11 protein-coding genes are annotated in these 16861 nt (G+C 43.2%); 6 read left to right on the top strand and 5 right to left on the bottom strand.

Annotated features, from left to right (window positions below; translation table 11 throughout):
• The first annotated feature begins 245 nt into the window (after positions 1-245).
• A complete protein-coding gene (locus QZZ43_RS12480) occupies positions 246-3695 on the top strand; it encodes a hypothetical protein (protein WP_291859802.1) in 3450 nt (1149 codons plus the stop codon).
• Between the two features lie 113 nt (positions 3696-3808).
• A complete protein-coding gene (gene rlmN / locus QZZ43_RS12475) occupies positions 3809-4846 on the top strand; it encodes a 23S rRNA (adenine(2503)-C(2))-methyltransferase RlmN (protein WP_291859800.1) in 1038 nt (345 codons plus the stop codon).
• Positions 4847-5005: 159 nt separating this feature from the next.
• Here rlmN and QZZ43_RS12470 read toward each other — a convergent pair whose 3' ends face one another.
• Both QZZ43_RS12470 and QZZ43_RS12465 read right to left on the bottom strand, forming a co-directional pair.
• Positions 5006-5677 carry a DUF6624 domain-containing protein gene (locus QZZ43_RS12470; RefSeq protein WP_367221552.1) on the bottom strand — a complete coding sequence of 224 codons (672 nt, stop codon included), beginning with the start codon at positions 5675-5677 and terminating at the stop codon, positions 5006-5008.
• A 232-nt stretch (positions 5678-5909) separates the two neighbouring features.
• A complete protein-coding gene (locus QZZ43_RS12465) occupies positions 5910-6086 on the bottom strand; it encodes a hypothetical protein (protein WP_291859795.1) in 177 nt (58 codons plus the stop codon).
• Between the two features lie 351 nt (positions 6087-6437).
• Between QZZ43_RS12465 and QZZ43_RS12460 the strand changes: the two genes are divergently transcribed.
• From QZZ43_RS12460 to QZZ43_RS12450, 3 genes are all read left to right on the top strand, one after another.
• Entirely contained in the window at positions 6438-10712 is a 4275-nt protein-coding gene (locus QZZ43_RS12460; RefSeq protein ID WP_291859792.1) for an ATP-binding protein, read from the top strand.
• A 121-nt stretch (positions 10713-10833) separates the two neighbouring features.
• On the top strand, positions 10834-11427 hold the full coding sequence (locus QZZ43_RS12455) for a sigma-70 family RNA polymerase sigma factor (RefSeq protein ID WP_291859789.1): 594 nt from the start codon (positions 10834-10836) through the stop codon (positions 11425-11427).
• Between the two features lie 78 nt (positions 11428-11505).
• On the top strand, positions 11506-11745 hold the full coding sequence (locus QZZ43_RS12450) for an acyl carrier protein (protein ID WP_291859786.1): 240 nt from the start codon (positions 11506-11508) through the stop codon (positions 11743-11745).
• Between the two features lie 652 nt (positions 11746-12397).
• Here QZZ43_RS12450 and QZZ43_RS12445 read toward each other — a convergent pair.
• The 3 genes from QZZ43_RS12445 to QZZ43_RS12435 form a co-directional block, all read right to left on the bottom strand.
• Complete coding sequence (locus tag QZZ43_RS12445) at positions 12398-13927, bottom strand: carboxypeptidase-like regulatory domain-containing protein (RefSeq protein ID WP_291859784.1); 1530 nt, start codon at positions 13925-13927, stop codon at positions 12398-12400.
• Positions 13928-14267: 340 nt separating this feature from the next.
• Positions 14268-15272 (bottom strand): FecR domain-containing protein, encoded by a 1005-nt coding sequence (locus QZZ43_RS12440; RefSeq protein ID WP_291859781.1) that lies wholly within the window; start codon positions 15270-15272, stop codon positions 14268-14270.
• A gap of 65 nt (positions 15273-15337) precedes the next feature.
• Complete coding sequence (locus tag QZZ43_RS12435; protein WP_291859778.1) at positions 15338-15895, bottom strand: RNA polymerase sigma-70 factor; 558 nt, start codon at positions 15893-15895, stop codon at positions 15338-15340.
• 482 nt (positions 15896-16377) lie between these two features.
• On the opposite strand from QZZ43_RS12435, the gene menA reads away from it, so the two are divergent.
• On the top strand, positions 16378-16861 hold a 484-nt coding region (gene menA, locus QZZ43_RS12430; protein ID WP_291859776.1), incomplete at its 3' end, for a 1,4-dihydroxy-2-naphthoate octaprenyltransferase.

Below are 16861 nucleotides of genomic sequence, written 5' to 3'. Positions count from 1 at the left end.
ACAAAATAATTTACCAGACAATATAAAATATTACCTTTGTGGAAGCGCCAATATGGTTGTCGATGTTCGTGACATTTTAGTCAGCAAGGGCATCTTTTATGACAATATAATAGCAGAAATCTACTTTTAGACTATTTAACATTTAAGTTGATTCGTTTTACCGGCAACTTGTTGAATTTTTTTTATTATTGCGTTACATTTCCTATCTCACAAAGCGAAAGAAATAAATAAAAAATACTGATAGTATGGATCTAAAGAAATCATTTGGATTTAAAGAGGATGGCACCAATGAAATTCCCAAACCTAAAAGGGTCATTGAGTACATCAACCTCAAACTGGCAGCAATGGGCCAGCCTTATTTCAACTCAACTTCACGAATGGGCCTTCTGGAGTTGGCCAACGACCTGATTAAAAACTACAAAGAAAAAAACCGCCTGCTGACATCATATCTTTGCCCGGCCGACCAGCGCATCCAGAATTTCCTGGACAACTACCTGTCGGATTTCAAAGACAAGATAGATTTAAGACTCCCGGCAGAAACCTTTATTGTTGACAACCATGGCATTGCCCGTGCATTGTCCCTGCCACCCGACGCCGATAAATTTGAGAGCGACATTATACATTCCTTCCGGTTGAAGCAGGGAATTCTGAACAATCCTAAAAACGACCGCAGAACCACCAAAGGGGTTTTTCATGTGGTGGAAGAGGGACTTCCCATACCGAATGACAAAAAGGGAGTTCCCAAGATTGCCTTTGCACATCTTTTGGAGAAAGCATTGCAACCCCCCAAAGAGTTGCTGGAGATACCTTTCACCTCCACGCAGGAGAAAAAAGCTGCTTCTTTTGTTTCATTATTGCTTAAACCTGTTGTGGAACCAGCTGTAGGTACAAAGAACAAAGAAAGAAGAATGGAAATCCGCTTCTTTGCCCCGGGTAACCTGGTCAGTAATCTGGACTTTGTAGAATCTATCTTCGGTAATGCCGGGGACCCCTATCTAACCGAAAACGATTCGGCCCTTGACGTTGAAGGCTGGACTGGTCATACGGGTTGTGTGATTCTGGCTCCGCATTTGACCAAACTTAAGAAAAAAGATGTGGGTCTTCCAAACATCAGTGAAGCTACCCAACGGCAGAAACGCGATGGCATGTGCTGGGAAAAAGAAGATGAGCTCTACAATGACGGAGGTGCTTTCAAAGTTACCGCCCGTACTGCCGAGGGTGTCATCGTGACTCTTATTGCCGACAACTATTTTGGTTACTCCAAGAAAGAAGTCAAAACACAAATCGGTTATGCCGCCAACCTGCTCGGAAACGTGGAGGAAGAACACGCCGGGGGAGCCATTGCATTCCCAACCTACAATCTGGGAGACGAATTTTCTGACCGAAACCAATTCAATCACAACGACCTTGCCTTTGAGAAAATGACTTCCATGTACAGCAATTACATGGAGCTAAAACCCGAAGGATACGCTGTCGATAAAAATTACAAGGACATTGTTTATGTTCCTGAGGATGCGGCCTTCAATCTGATGGAACAGAAAGTCAGCTGGAATCAAAAAGGTAAAGAACAATCCATTAGACTGAATCCAAAAAACACTTATATGCTGCCTGCAGGATATAAGGTTCGGATGAACAAAAATCCATTTGTTCCATCATGGAGACTAATTGGTTCAGTGGCCGAAGGAACTTTCTGCCACAAGCCCTCTACTGTCTCGGGAGGAGGAAAGTCAGAAATCTCAAAATCCATTGAAGATGCCATCATTTACGGGCCTTTCTTCACCGCCGATTATGAAAATGATTTCAAAAAGGTGGAAGAGATTATGAACAAGAATTATTCCGACATCTATCTTCCACACATTAAGACAGATAAGGACAGACCTATTCTGAGTTCCAAACGGTCGCTTGGCTCGGTTATTAAGTTGCTGACCCCTTCGCCCAACCGATACACCAAAGAGTACAACGACTGGCTGGAAACCATTCCACATCACGTTAAGGGATTGGTTTACATCGTCAAGCGCTTCTATCATCCCGAATGGGGAAATGAATGGAAAAAGCACTTTACGGTTGATATTATTGATGGGAAATACGGAAACGAGCTGAAGTTCAAAAATCGCAAGCTCGTAGCAAGTTACCTGCGGGTAGGTCTAACGGGCGAAGGAGCATGGCGTACTTTTAAACTGCGTCAGGATTATATTGCCAGCGATAAGCTGCAGATGGAGGACGATATTACGGTCTCCACCGTTGTTCCCACTTCACAGTTGAAGAATTTGGCTCCGAATTTTAACCATCCTTCTGCCAAGTTTATCACCAATTGTGAGTATCGTTTCTTCCAGCGACCTGATGAAGCCGTTCATCGGGGATACGACAAGCAGGCTGAAATTGACCTGTCAACCCCCAACACATTTATCTCCAACTTTGAGCCGCTGACCATCAGTGACGCAAAGGAGATTATGGATGATGCCATCGAGTTTGACAAATACACGCAACCGATGAAATGCCTGATTAAAGAGGTGGCCAAAAAGAAAGAATTCAATTACTTTGTTTCCTCTTCTCACCCGCGGATTTTTGAAGGCAAACCTTCGGCCAATGTGCGTTATCTGCAAAATCGCCCCGGCCTCATCAAGCACCGTGAAAACTATATTGCTGAAATGGGAACACGCCTGTACCGGAAGGCACCTGCCGATCAACCAGTACTCACTCCGGTAAATGCAGTGTTGGGCGGACGCAGAAACAATCCCCCACAACCCGGCATTCGTCCTCTGGCGGTTTTCAACCCCGTTCATTATCAGGACCTGCCCGAACTTTTCATGGACTTTGTATGCAGTCTTACAGGAAAGTCGCCATCAACAACAGGTGCCGGCTCAGAGGGTGCATTAACCAAAGGGCCTTTTAATGCGCTGAGCCCGGTCACCGACCTCAATAACGCATTGGTTTCCTTCATTCTTACAGGCTATGCGGGCTTCACCACTGCAGCAGGACACATCGGTCCATATTATCGCGTGGATCACGACATCAGCCTGCTGGTGCCCGAAATATGGAGCAGACTGAGTCCTGAAGAGGCAGACCCGGAATTCCTGAAAGAACACAATTACCTGGAAAAACTGGAAGACTTTGAGCATAATGGTGAAAAAGTCCTAGCTTCACGTCTGGGTTACCGGATAAATGGGAAGTTTACCCGCACTTTCCTGGGGCGTGTCTTTGAAAATCCGGATGCAGTATTTAACAGTGAAATGCTACAACCCGAAACACAGGATCTGGATGTTTTTGTTGACGGGATAAACAACATTGTGGAAGCTCAACAACGAGTGGCCACAAGCTATTTTGAAGATGGCAGCGTGGAAGGTGCGGTCCCTCCATTGAAAGCAATTCTTCATACAATGGCTTATGGTGAGTACAATGGCAAAACCATTGACGATCCGGAAATCAGAAAGATGTTTACCCTGGAAAATATGCTGGCCAGTGACTGGTACCACGAGCGCCTGACGAACAAGCAACTGGGTGACATCAGCCTGTGGCAGAAACATCTGAAATATTTACGTGATTACCTCGTAAACTGGAAAAACATTGAACCTGAAGTAAAAGCAAATATCAAATCGAGCATTGAACTTGCCGAGCAAAACATTAAGAAGTTTAAATCGGCTGATTATCTTAAATCACTTGAAGGTTACATTGGCCTTGATACCTATGTAAAATAAATCTTCATCGAATTCAGAAACAATCAAAAGAGCTGTCTTTCGGGGTATTCCGGCGACAGCTCTTTTCTGCTTTTTATCCTTACCTTTGCCCCGTTACAATTAAAAAACACATCATGGAAGCGCTTTTTGGAAAAACACTGGAAGAGTTGAAAGTCACTGCATCAGAAAACGGATTACCCGGTTTCACGGCCAAACAAATGGCCCAATGGCTTTATCAGAAAGGAGTAAGTGAAATTGATGAGATGACCAACCTTTCCAAAGATGCCCGAACAAAGCTGAAAGAAAAATATGAAATCGGACGTGTGGCTCCCTCCAAGGAGCAGGCATCGGTCGATGGCACAAAAAAGTACCTCTATCCCGCCCACAAAGGACTCTTCATTGAGGCTGCATACATTCCTGAGAACGATCGCCATACACTATGCATTTCATCGCAGATTGGCTGTAAAATGGGATGCCTCTTTTGCATGACCGGCAAGCAGGGCTTTCAGGGCCAACTGACCGCCGGCGAAATGGTCAACCAGGTTATCAGTCTTCCCGAAAGCGACCAACTCACCAATGTGGTTTATATGGGAATGGGAGAACCGATGGATAACATTGAAAATGTGTTGAAAAGTCTGGAAATCTTCACTTCCGACTGGGGCATGGGCTGGAGCCCACGGCGTATCAATGTTTCTACTATTGGAGTGGAACCTGCCATGCGACGATTTATCGAAGAAAGCGATGCCCACCTGGCAATTAGTCTACATACCCCGTTTAACGAGGAACGAAAAAAGCTAATGCCCATCGAACAGGTTTATCCCATCGAGGAGGTCATCACAGCTTTAAAAGAATATGATTTTGGTCGCCAGAGAAGAATCTCTTTTGAGTACATCATGTTCGATGGAGTGAACGACACCCCTGCACATGTTAAGGGACTCACCAAACTGCTCAATGGAATACGGTGTCGCATTAATCTCATCCGGTTTCACCCTATCCCTGATTCTCCGCTCCGTGGCTCTTCTGATGAAAAAATGAAATGGTTCGCAGATCAACTCATCAAAAAAGGCCTGACAACCACCATACGCCGCTCAAGAGGTGAGGACATCTATGCTGCATGTGGCCTGCTTTCTACAAAAAACATGCTTAAAGAGGATGAGGATAAGGATTATTAGCTGTTAGTACTCCAAAGGCCGATGCAGACAGGAGGGATGATTTCTTTACAAGAAAAGCGGAACAGCCCAGCTTAAATCTACATTGCTTTATTTCTTGGATTTATAAACCACTTCGAATAGCCCTCCCGGACCTTAATAAATATGCGTTTAGAATCTGTTTTATTTATGAAGGTCTTTTATCGGCAACTCTTCATTTGGGTTAAAAACTGCGCCGATTCTATCCGCATTTTCCAAAACACTTAATTCAAATCCAACAGATTTTCTTAGGCTGTCAACTTTATCAGGTTGACTAACCGGCCATATTACAAGAGATTTATCAGGTCGCAGATTCGTTGTTGCTTGTGACCCATATATTTGTTTTAATCCTTTCCCCATTAGCAATCTATCCTCCATCATAGCGGCATTTTTCCTGCTTGCTTCTCCAAGCAATGCCAAACTGTCTAATTGCCAAAAATATTTTTCCATTAATTCTATACTAGAATGTTGAATCACGTAAAATATAGCATCACTTGCTTTTTCTCCAATCTTGCTTTGAGGAATCCAACCATATTTTTCTAGAATTGGTAGTACTTTATGTAAATTCTCTTGGTCAATTGCAATCATCTGCGAAATATACTTTAACTGCCTAATGGAATCTTTATATACCGGATCATGCATTTGCTTTCTAATACTTTGATCGCTATCATAAACACTCTCAAGAACTATCCGTAATGAATCATAGTTGTCGCTCTGAGTATCTGTATCAATATGATTCCTGGCTGTACACCCTGATTCTGAAATTATAGGAAACAGAATTAGAACAAGATAACATTTTAACCTACAGAGCCTCATACCTTTCTTATTGATCATTATGAACTGAAATCCGGGAAAACTCCATTAAACCACTCTTTCTTTTAGTTGGAGCCCCTTCCAGTCCGAAAATAACACCAATTGCCGAGGGGGGTTTCAAATCCGGAAGACTTAAAACGTGAGGATTCTGAAATCCACACGGACGGATGCTCGTAGCTCTTTTCTCAAAGCTCCACGCCTTTTGAACTGTGCTCCATGCCCCATGTCCTCTGCCTCAGTTTTCCATTTCCAACCTTGCGTGAATTCGTTTTTTCAGATTTTCGACCAGCTCTCTCCTTGGGGAAATAAGCATTTCACGGATCTGAGCATCGGGCAGCCGCAACAATAAATCCTGCAAATAATGACTTTTAGAGATAATATAATCCAAATCCATAGTAGAACAATTCTTCATAAGCAATTTTTATTTTAATGGTTCAACTCACTGGCTAACCAAGGATGGCTAATTCAGCTTTTCACTAAAACGAAAACCATTAAAAAAAATTATTCAATGGCAAATAATTCTGTTCCGATGCGACGAGGTGGTTTGGAGGGTGTTGATTTTCCGTAAAGCCAAAAATAAACCCCTCCGAACCAGTAATATCAATTAAACACCTGCAAACGAAGTGAAGCAATTACTTTTCGCCAACCAGGCTCCGCTAAAAAATATTAAAATAAAATTGTGAACTCATAATTGAAGCAAAAGATAGATTGTTAACAATTTTTTCTCATTTTTGTGGTGTTAAAGCAACAGGAAGGACATGGTATGTTCCAAAAATTAATAACACTTTTTAAATCAAACGGCTCCATCAGTCAAAAGGTACTTGGCGGGTATCTTTTCAATCTTGTACTACTGGTTCTGGTTGCCGGGTTCACACTTTTTGGAATTGCCAGGCTAAAAGACTGGGTGCGAAGTACGGAAAAAGTTGACCTGTTGCTTCAGCAAATATATATTTCACGCATACAGGCGGAAAATCTCACTTTAAAAAGCGATACCACTTCCACCCACATGGTTGACAGTCTCACCCGGGGCATCGAAATTCTTATGCAGGAAGCCCGGGAAAGCAGGCTTAACAACAGCAGCCGGGAAGAACTAACAGCGGTCAACAGTTGGCTGGATGACTACAAACGTTATTGGGTGGTGGTCATCAACCTCAAAAAAAAACGGAGCGACACAGAACGTAAAATGGATACCCTGTTTCAGCAGGTTTTTGCCGCCGCCCGACAGCCACTTCCCAAACGGTTAATAACCACCAACTCGGAAGGAAACGGCGAGCCCGACTTGTACAATGACCTGATGTTTCAGTTGCTCCACCTGAAAGAGATAGAAAAAAAGTTGTGGAACTTCCCCGAACACGTGGTCACCAGAGAAATGGTGGATACCGTTTTTAAACGGATTGTCAGTCTGATACCCCCACCTGATGTTGTCTCACCCCAATCTGCTTCGTATGAGTCACTAACCAGCCTCAGAATCGGTCTTGCAGGCTATCAGTCCGAAATGCTGGAACTGGTAACTGCACTGGAAGAAATTGCCCGGGTACAAATACTGATGGATCGCAGCTCTGAAAGCATTCAAAAGGCCGGCGAAAAAGCCAACTCCCTTCAGAATCATGCTATGGAGCGTTGGGTCATGATAGGATTTGTTTTGCTTTCTGTTTTTATGTCACTGGCCATTATTGTAGGTCTTTGGATGGCTATTATATATTTTAAAAGAATCAAACACGACGAAGAACTCAGGGAACAGTCCAACAAGCAGTTGCAATCCAATAGACAACTGCTCAATGACATCATCAACAACAGCTCTGCACTCATTTATGTGAAAAACCGGGAAGGGCGCTACACCCTCATCAATCAGCCCATGGAAGAGACTCTGGGACTGGAGGCCCACCGAATTATTGGCCGCTGCGACAAAGATATTTTCCCTGAAGAGGTTGCTGCTGCATTCTTCAAAAATGATGAAGAAGTATTGATCGGGAGCAAGTCCATTCAAAAAGAAGAATTCTTCCCTTCAGGAAGAGGAAAACGCACTTTTCTTTCCAATAAGTTCCCCATCAAAGACAGCAATGGCAATGTTATTTCTGTCTGCGGAGTCTCCACCGACATCACCGATCTGCGCAAAGCATTGCAGGATCTGGAACGAAGTCGTGAAAACTATCGCAACATCGTAACCAACGTACCCGGGATTGTTTACCATTGCCTGAGCGACTTCAAGCGCTCCATGCTGTTCATTAGCGGAGGGGTCGAGAATATCATCGGACTCGGTATCAACGCTTTCATCCATGAAGGACAATCCATTATTCCTTTTATCGAAAAAGAAGATCGGAACAAAGTAAGAGCCATCCTCAACAAGGCCCTCAATAGTCAGTCATCTTTCGAGATGGAATACCGGATTCGCGACTTGGTGGGCAACCGCAAATGGGTGTATGAAAAAGGACTACCCGTAGTTGACCGTCAAACGGGTGAAACAACTTTCCAGGGAGTAATCATTGATATTACAGCCCAAAAAAATGCTGTCAATGAAATAATGATGCGCGACAAACTCCTTGAAGGAGTCTCTGAAGCGCTCAAAGAACTGATTGCCAGTACCAACTTCAAAGAAGCACTCTTAAAAGCGCTGCGGGTACTGGGAGATGGCGCCGGAGTGGATCGCGCCTTTGCATTCCGGAATTACCGCAACGAACCAGGGCAACTGCTTTTCAAACATTTCGTAGAATGGGAACACTCATCACTGGAACCCATCCACCGAAAAGATTTGATAGACCTTGCCTACGAAAAAATCAGTCCCTCCTGGTATTTTGCACTAAGCGACCAAAAAGACCTTGAAATAAACGTTCATTCCGCCAATCCGCGTGAAAAATCATTTCTGGCCCGCATGAGTTCCACTTCAGCACTTATCATTCCGGTGTTTGTTCATGATTCCTTCTGGGGATTCATTGGATTTGGAATGGAGATGAGATCGGCCAACTGGAACGAATCGCAAAAGACGCTCTTTAAAGCTTTTGCCGTCACCATGGGGCTGATGATCGCGCGTTATCAGAGCAATATTGAACTGCAAAAAGCCAAGGAGGCAGCCGAAGCCGCCACCCGTGCCAAAAGTGATTTCCTGGCACGTATGAGCCACGAAATACGAACGCCTCTGAATGCCATCATTGGCTGGACACATCTGGGACTTGAGAAATCAGGATTCCGTGGACAGAGCGATTACCTCAAACGCATTCAATCCTCCTCACGCTCCCTGTTGGGTATCATCAACGACATCCTGGACTTCTCAAAAATTGAAGCCGGAAGACTGGATTTGGAATACATCGATTTTGATTTGGAACAGGTACTTCAGAATCTGGCCGACATGGTACTATTCCGGGCCAATGAAAAAAATCTGGAACTGGTATTTGACATCGCACCCGAAGTTCCGCTAAGTCTTGTTGGCGACCCCCTGCGACTGGAACAGGTTTTGGTCAACCTAGTGAACAATGCCGTTAAATTTACCGACAAAGGCCATGTAAATGTGAAAATCAGCCTCAAATCAACGGAAAGTGAAAAAACAGAATTGCTGTTTGCCGTTGAAGATACGGGAATCGGCCTAAAAGAAGAGCAAAAAAACAATCTGTTCAAGGCATTCTCACAAGCCGATGTTTCCACGACCAGAAAATATGGTGGTTCAGGACTTGGACTGGCCATCTGCAAACGCATCACCCAAATGATGGGTGGCGAAATCTGGGTGGAGAGTGATTATGGAAAAGGCAGTACCTTCTATTTTACAGCCGTCATCGACCGTCAGCTTATTCAGAAGAAAGATCAGATGCGCCATGCCTTCGAAGTGGAAGGCGATGAGGCACTAATAGGCTGCAACAATGCCAAAACAGCCATCGCCCTGAAAAGTATGCTTACCGATTTTGGGTTTAAAGTACACCGCACCTGTGCTTACAAATCCCTGCTTTCTAAACTGGAAAGTATTAGTTCATCCTCCCCACTGTGGTTGCTCTTCGTCGATTGGACAATGATAACGCAAACCGGAGAAGAAGCCATCAATGACCTGGTTCAATACAGCGATAAATTTGAACACCTTGTTATTATGGCATCTCCATTTCAGGATGAAGACCTCAAAAATATATGGCCCCAGAATAAAGTTTCCTATGTATTGATGCACAAGCCCGCTAACTATTCTACCTTGTTTGACACCCTGATGGATGCAATGGGAGGTGCTGATTTTGCTCAAGCAGAAGGTGGTTCCAGGAAAAAGAACTACAAAGAACTTCTTCTCAAAGAAAAGCCACTAAAGCTACTGATGGTCGAAGACAATGACACCAATCGCGAACTTACCACCGAGCTTTTGGCTATGGCAAACATCAAAACTGATTTGGCTGTGAACGGACAGGAGGCTCTGGATCTGGCTAAAGAAAATGACGGCAGCTGCCCCTACGACCTGATAGTGATGGATATACACATGCCTGGCATGAACGGATATACCGCAACCCGCAGGTTGAAACGAATGGAAGGCTGGAATGAAGTCCCGGTAATTGCCATGACCGCAGAAGCACTCGGCGATGTGGAAAGCCAATGCCTTCAAGCCGGCATGACAGGCCTGGTGGCCAAACCCATTGACCCGGATGACCTGTTCAGAGTTATTTACCGACTGGTATTTGGTGAAACAAAAGATTCCGATGCCATCATGCAACATTCTGAAAAAGGAAGGGAATACAAATTTCCTAAAATTGAAGGACTCGATGTACAGGCAGGAATTCGTCGCATGGGGGGTCGATCTGACCTATACAACCGGCTGCTCAAGGGGTTCTGCCACGACTATGCAGATATTGACATGCGGTTGAAACAACTTGCAGAATATGAGGAAACAGAAGAGATTGAACGTTTACTGCATTCACTAAAAGGAATCGTAGGAACAATGGAGGCATCTGCCTTGTATCAGCAGGCACAAAAAACCGAAAAAGCCTTCAAAGAGCAGGCTTCACAATACCCTCAGCTTAAAGACAAACTCATAAAAGAGGTAAAACGACAAATAAAACAAATAAACAAAAAGATTTAACATTTGGAAAATTGTGTATTTTTTTGTTATTTAGACCACGAATTAATAACACAATACCTCATTTAACTTAAAAAACGAAAGCCTATTGCGCATTTTTACAAGCAAACTTTAAATTTTAATTATGATGACAGAACTGAACATCCTGTCTGATGAAGAGCTTGTAAAAAAGTTTATATCAGGAGATTCCAGATGTATCGATCTATTGATTGAAAGACATCATCAGCGCATTTATTCCTTCATTTTTCTGATGGTCAGGCAACGCGATTTGGCAGAGGACATCTTTCAGGACGTATTTGTAAAAGTGATTCATTCGCTCAAAGCCGGCAAATATGCCGAAAACGGCCGTTTCACCTCCTGGGTAATGCGCATTGCGCACAACCTCATCATCGATCACTTCCGGAAACAAAAGAATCAGCAGATAGTTTCCAACGACCAGCACAGCTATGATCTGCTCAACAATTCACGCTATTCCGACCAAACCATTGAGGACCAGATGGTGCATGAGCAACTGCTCAGTGAAGTGGCGTCGTTGGTGGAACTGCTCCCCGATTCGCAAAAGGAAGTGATTCGTTTACGTCACTATTTCGGGCTTTCATTTAAGGAAATTGCTGAAGAAACCAATGTAAGTATCAATACAGCATTGGGACGTATGCGTTACGCTCTTATCAATATGCGGAAAATGATAGAAGAAAAAAACATGTCTCTGACTATTTGAAAAAAATCAATCCATTCTATACGTGCAACCTCTTTTTCAGTTGTCATACTATTAAACCATCAAAAAGAGAGTTGCCTTATGAATGCAAAATCAATTAGACGTAACCTGTACAAGGTGTTCAGAATGACCGGTATACCTCGCAATGTAATTGATGAGAGAGCATCATTAACCGAGGATCTTTTTATGGATGATGTGGATATGGCCTGTTTCTTGTTTTACCTGGAAACGCGCTTCAAAGTAAACGTTAAAAACGAAGAAATGACGCATCTGCAATCGGTAGGTTCCACACTCAGTTACCTTCAGCAGCATTGTGCGTAATTCAGGAAAATTTACTTTCCTGCTTAAAATTTGATTTTAAAACAACATAGGTGCGGCGGATTCTGATCCGCCGTTATCATTTGATAAGTTTGGCTTTTTTTCAATAGTACAACTCTCCAACGAAACCAGAAATTCATTTTCACACATCCTCATGGTTTTCCAATAAACCAGAATCTCCTGAAAGTTACATCTTAGTATTGTGTTGCAAGAAGTCTGGCCATCCCACTATTTTGTTAAAAACCCAAACGGCTTAAATGGTTCACCCATTTTCCCTCTTATGTTTCTTATATGAGTAAATCACTGATCTTCGGTTAAAATATTGAGATTGCTTTACTTCGTAACCAGTGATAGTTTTTTTTATAACAGGCAATAAATCAAGCCATTAATAATTGACCCCCATTCAGGGACCGATTCATTTGTCAGTCAGTCAAGCTTACCCCAGGCTAACATCCCGGGGGTATTCAAGTTTGCCCCCTGCGGGGACGGGCCAATTCTGTAATAAATACATTGTGCCACAAAATTTTTGGGGTAGCCACCCGCAATGATAGGACATTGCGGACTTTTGGGGGTTGGCGGTGTCATTGCAAACAGAACGAAGCAATCCTATTTCAAAAAATAAGTTTCTCCGGTCAATCGTGCCATCAAATAAAACCTACTCCTCCTTCTCAAAAATCTTCTCCACCGATTCATCAGGACTGATAATATTGTATCTGGACCAAAAATCCTTGTCGTACGACTCAATCTGGTCGGAAAGAATATAGTCGGCACGGAAAGACTCATTCCATCTAAATTCTTTCCGTTCTCCCGGTCTTAAATCAGTAACCAGCAATTCAGAAACTGTATTAAAAACAGTGCGTAAATTTTCCTTACGGTCGATTACCTTCATATTCACCTCCCCCCTGACACTGTTCAGTACCCACTTGTCTTTCAAGGGGCGGTAGTCGATGTGGTAACGTGCAAAAGAAGGCTTAGTGCGAAAACGACGACTATCGCGCCGGATCAGGTATTCCCGACTCTTCCGGATGGTTTTATTGGTCATTTCAAAGGTGGCCCCTACAATGGCAAAGGATTTTTCCTCCACCACAATCTCTCCCTCATAAAGCAATTCTCCGGAATCGTTGTGTGGTTCAAAACCTACCACAAAAACCCGACGTCCGTGGTCATAATCCATCCTTTTAAAAAAATACTTGTACACAGAATTTCCGGTTGCATCGGGCAAAAAACCACCCTGGCGAACAATATCCACACGACTAAACAGGAAAGGCCCTCCCTGCAGTTTGAAATCAATCATCTCCATATCGCCGCTAAACTCCCCCTTGCGCCCTTTCACAAAACGAACGCGTTCCAGGGCATATTCCTGATGATAAGGTGGTTTAAATATTTCAACCACCGCTTCAGAAACATCCACATACTTTTCGTCCTGCTGAATGGTTTCTCTGAAAAAAGCAGTCAAAATCAATGGATCATTTGCATAATTGTTCTTTTTTCGACGAACCACCTCATTCATGATCATATCCGGCTCCACAAGCTTCACCAGCACTTCGGGCAACTCCACCGATGTTTCGCCAAGAGCAACAACAATAGTGGTATCTGACGCAGGAATAATTAACGAATCGCGCCGGTAACCCAAACTGGAAAATACCAGTTTTTCTCCTACATACTCTGCAGGCAAATAAAATCCAAACTTCCCCTGACGATTAGACGCAGTTCCCAGGCTTTTCCCAAGAATACCTATATTGACCATATCCATAGGCTCACCACTAACAGAATCAACCACAACACCCTCAATGTGAATGGATTTAACAGTAACACGGGCCGGTTCGGAAGAAATAATAATTTGCCGATCCATCTGATGAATTTCCAAATCTTCCTGCTTAAGCTTTTTCTTCAGCCATTTATCCAGAAAAACAGAATCGGCCCGGGCATTAAAAATGCTGTCGCCCCTGACAAGAGAAGCATCATAAGAGAAAGCAATATCGTAACGAACCGAAAGAGAATCAAAAAATGCAGAAATGGAGATACTATCGTAGCCAAATGAATATTTCCTGTCCAGAATATTTTCCTGCCCCAGGGTGGGAAAAGAAAGCAGGAGACATACAAAAACCAACACCAAGTATTTCAGTAAAATACTGTTGGCTTTTATCCTCTTTGTATATTTCTGAAAAAATATCATTCCTGGCATCAAACAACCATCGTTCAATTAAAATGAGAACAAAATGAAACAACTTAGTAATTTTAAAGTTTTGCAATCAGTCCCACATATACCAAACTAATGAGCAGCATTCTAAAGGGTTATAATGAAAAAAATTGTCTGTTTTAAACAATGTAATTATGAGCCTGCTCCGAAAAGGTTCTATGTTGTCAACTCAGAACCGGAAGTGGTTTCCATGGGCTCAATTTTGTTCTTAAGCAACTTGAAAATTCTGCGAATAGCGGTCTATTTAATGATTTTCCAAGAAAATTAAAGGGCAAAAGAACAAATTAAAAGCTTCAGAGTATTTCGGTACAATTCCTCAACTGCATTATTCATTTCCGGCCGACAAAAAAATTGTTTCGCCTTCTCTTTTTGTTTCAAGATTAAAGGTAGTACAAACCACTTCAAGAACAAAATCCAGTGAGTTGTCACTAAACCGGGCCGTAAGCTTTTGTCCGCCCAATGCTTCATCAGCAAGTTGAATATTCGCATCATAAACGCGCTCAAGAGTTTCGGTTACCTCCTCCAGCGGCGTTTCATCAAACCTTATTTGCCGGGTTATCCACGATAATAGGTTTGGATCTGTTGACTCGCGAATAGAAAACATGCGGCTTTTCTTATCAAACCAGGCGGTCTGGCCCCCGGTGAGGACAATCAATTCATCCCCGGATGGCGGGACTACCTCAACCCGGCCTTCAAGAACTGCTACTTCGGTAACATCCAGGTTGGGATAAGCCCGCACATTAAATTTCGTGCCGGTCACACGAATGGTTACATCGTCCGTTTGAATAACGAAAGGCCATTCCCGGTTACCTTCAATATCGAAAAAACCTTCACCTTCCAATTGCACGGTACGCTCCTCCGCGCTAAAAGGTTGTTGGCACAAAAACCTGGAACGATTGTTCAGAGTAATCTTGCTACCGTCGCTAAGTACCATCTCCTCCCGGGTGGTATTGGAAACAATCAGATCAGATTTCTGACCCTGGGGCTTTAACAGAAAAAACCACGAAAGTCCAAGCATCAAAATCAGTGAAGCTGCCATCGCCAGCACTCTGCCAGAATGAAAATACCTGCTTCGTTGCGCATGGTCTGTAACCTCATCTACGCTGAACCGGCGAACATTTTGCCAGGCCGTTTCGGTGTCTGTTTGCTGAACAAATAATGCGTTTCCCCCTTTGTTCCAGGACTCCTTTATCCGCTCCCACTCCTGCTCGTTGGCGTCATCGGCATTGAGCCATTGTTCCAACAGTCCGTTGTCAATCTCATCAGCCTCTCCGCTCAGTACACGAGCTGCAAGTTCCCAGTCAATATTTTTATCTCTTTCCGACATCATTTTCAACTATTTATTGAATGCTTTTTGTTTTTATGGATAGTGATAATCAAAAATCTTTTCATCAGTTAATTACCCTGCCCTAAACTCTTTTTGGTGCTCCGGGGATTAAACATCTCCCTCAGCGTCTTTAGTGCTTTTCCCATCTGGGCCTCCACTGTTTTTGGTGAAATGCCAAGACGGGAAGCAATCTCTTTATATTTTACCCCCTCAAACCGGCTCATTTTAAAAATCTTTTGTCGTTGCGGCGGCATTTCATCAATGGCCGCCTGAACTTTTTCCATCAGCTCTTCATCAAATCCGTCATCATCAGTCTCATCAGCCAGGTTAAACTGTTCTTCCACAGAATAAAAATGGGGTCTTCGCTTTAATTCGTTCAGGCAACTGTTGCGTACAGCAGTCATCAAATAACTGTTCAACGATTCAATCTTTAGCTCTTTCCGTTTCTCCCAGTACTTTATAAATACCATCTGTACAATACTTTCAGCCTCCTGCCTGTCCGACAGAAATTTAAAAGCAAACAACGTCAAGCGGGCATACCACGACCGGAACAGCTGTTCAAAAACATGTTCATCACTCCTGGCTATGAGTCGAATAATCTCTTTTTCCGATCGTGGTAATTCCATTTTGTTTGTTTCAATCACATTAATGACACCAAACCAGCAAAAAACCCTTACCGGTTTTTGTTATTTATCACGATTTTCCGCTAAATTACATATTAACCGTTCAATTTGCTTCGTTTCATACGCTAATAGTCCGTTAAAATTTTGCAAAAATCTCTGAATCAGATGTATATTTTTAAAATTAGGGTTATTGGGTTTTCCGCTTTTGCTCACCCACTGACCCACTGAAAGAGAGACCCCTATCCCGCAAAGATTTTCACGATTCTTAATTCTCTTTATTTAAAATAGACTGGCTTGAAATAGCAATAAATTCTTAGCGGGCTCATAATAACGCGTATCGGAATGTAAGAGCAAAAAGCTAAATTCAACAATCAAAGTCTCCGATTGCATATCTTCCTCCAAAAAAACAGTAATTTTGGCATCCGAAAACGTTTCCACTCCGTTTTTGTTATTTTAGATACCCATATTCATTTTAAAAATCAATTATGTCGAATATAAAAGCATGGATTGTATCATTACGACTCAGAACTTTGCCGCTGGCACTATCGACTATTTTCATGGGCTCTTTCCTGGCCGTCGATTCCAATTCGTTCCGAATGGCTGTTCTTATATGGGCCTCAATGACGACCCTGTTTCTGCAAATCCTCTCTAATCTCGCCAACGATTACGGCGATGCAGTGTCCGGAGCCGACAATAACGAACGTCAGGGCCCCCAGCGAGCAATACAGCAAGGCATTATTTCCCTGAAGCAGATGAAACGGGCAGTGGTCGCCACCTCCCTTTTGGCGTTAATTTCCGGTTTGTCACTAATTTTTGTTTCCCTTAAAGGAGACCATCTTTATGCATTTGTGTTCTTTCTGATGGGAGTTGCTGCGATCGCTGCGGCCATTCGTTATACCGTGGGGCGTAACCCTTACGGGTACAGAGGCTTGGGAGACTTTTATGTGTATCTCTTCTTTGGCTTGATGG

The organism is Marinilabilia sp. (assembly GCF_016278715.1).
In the GTDB taxonomy this organism is placed as follows: Bacteria; Bacteroidota; Bacteroidia; order Bacteroidales; family Marinilabiliaceae; genus Marinilabilia.
This window is presented reverse-complemented; position numbering and strand designations above follow the sequence as displayed.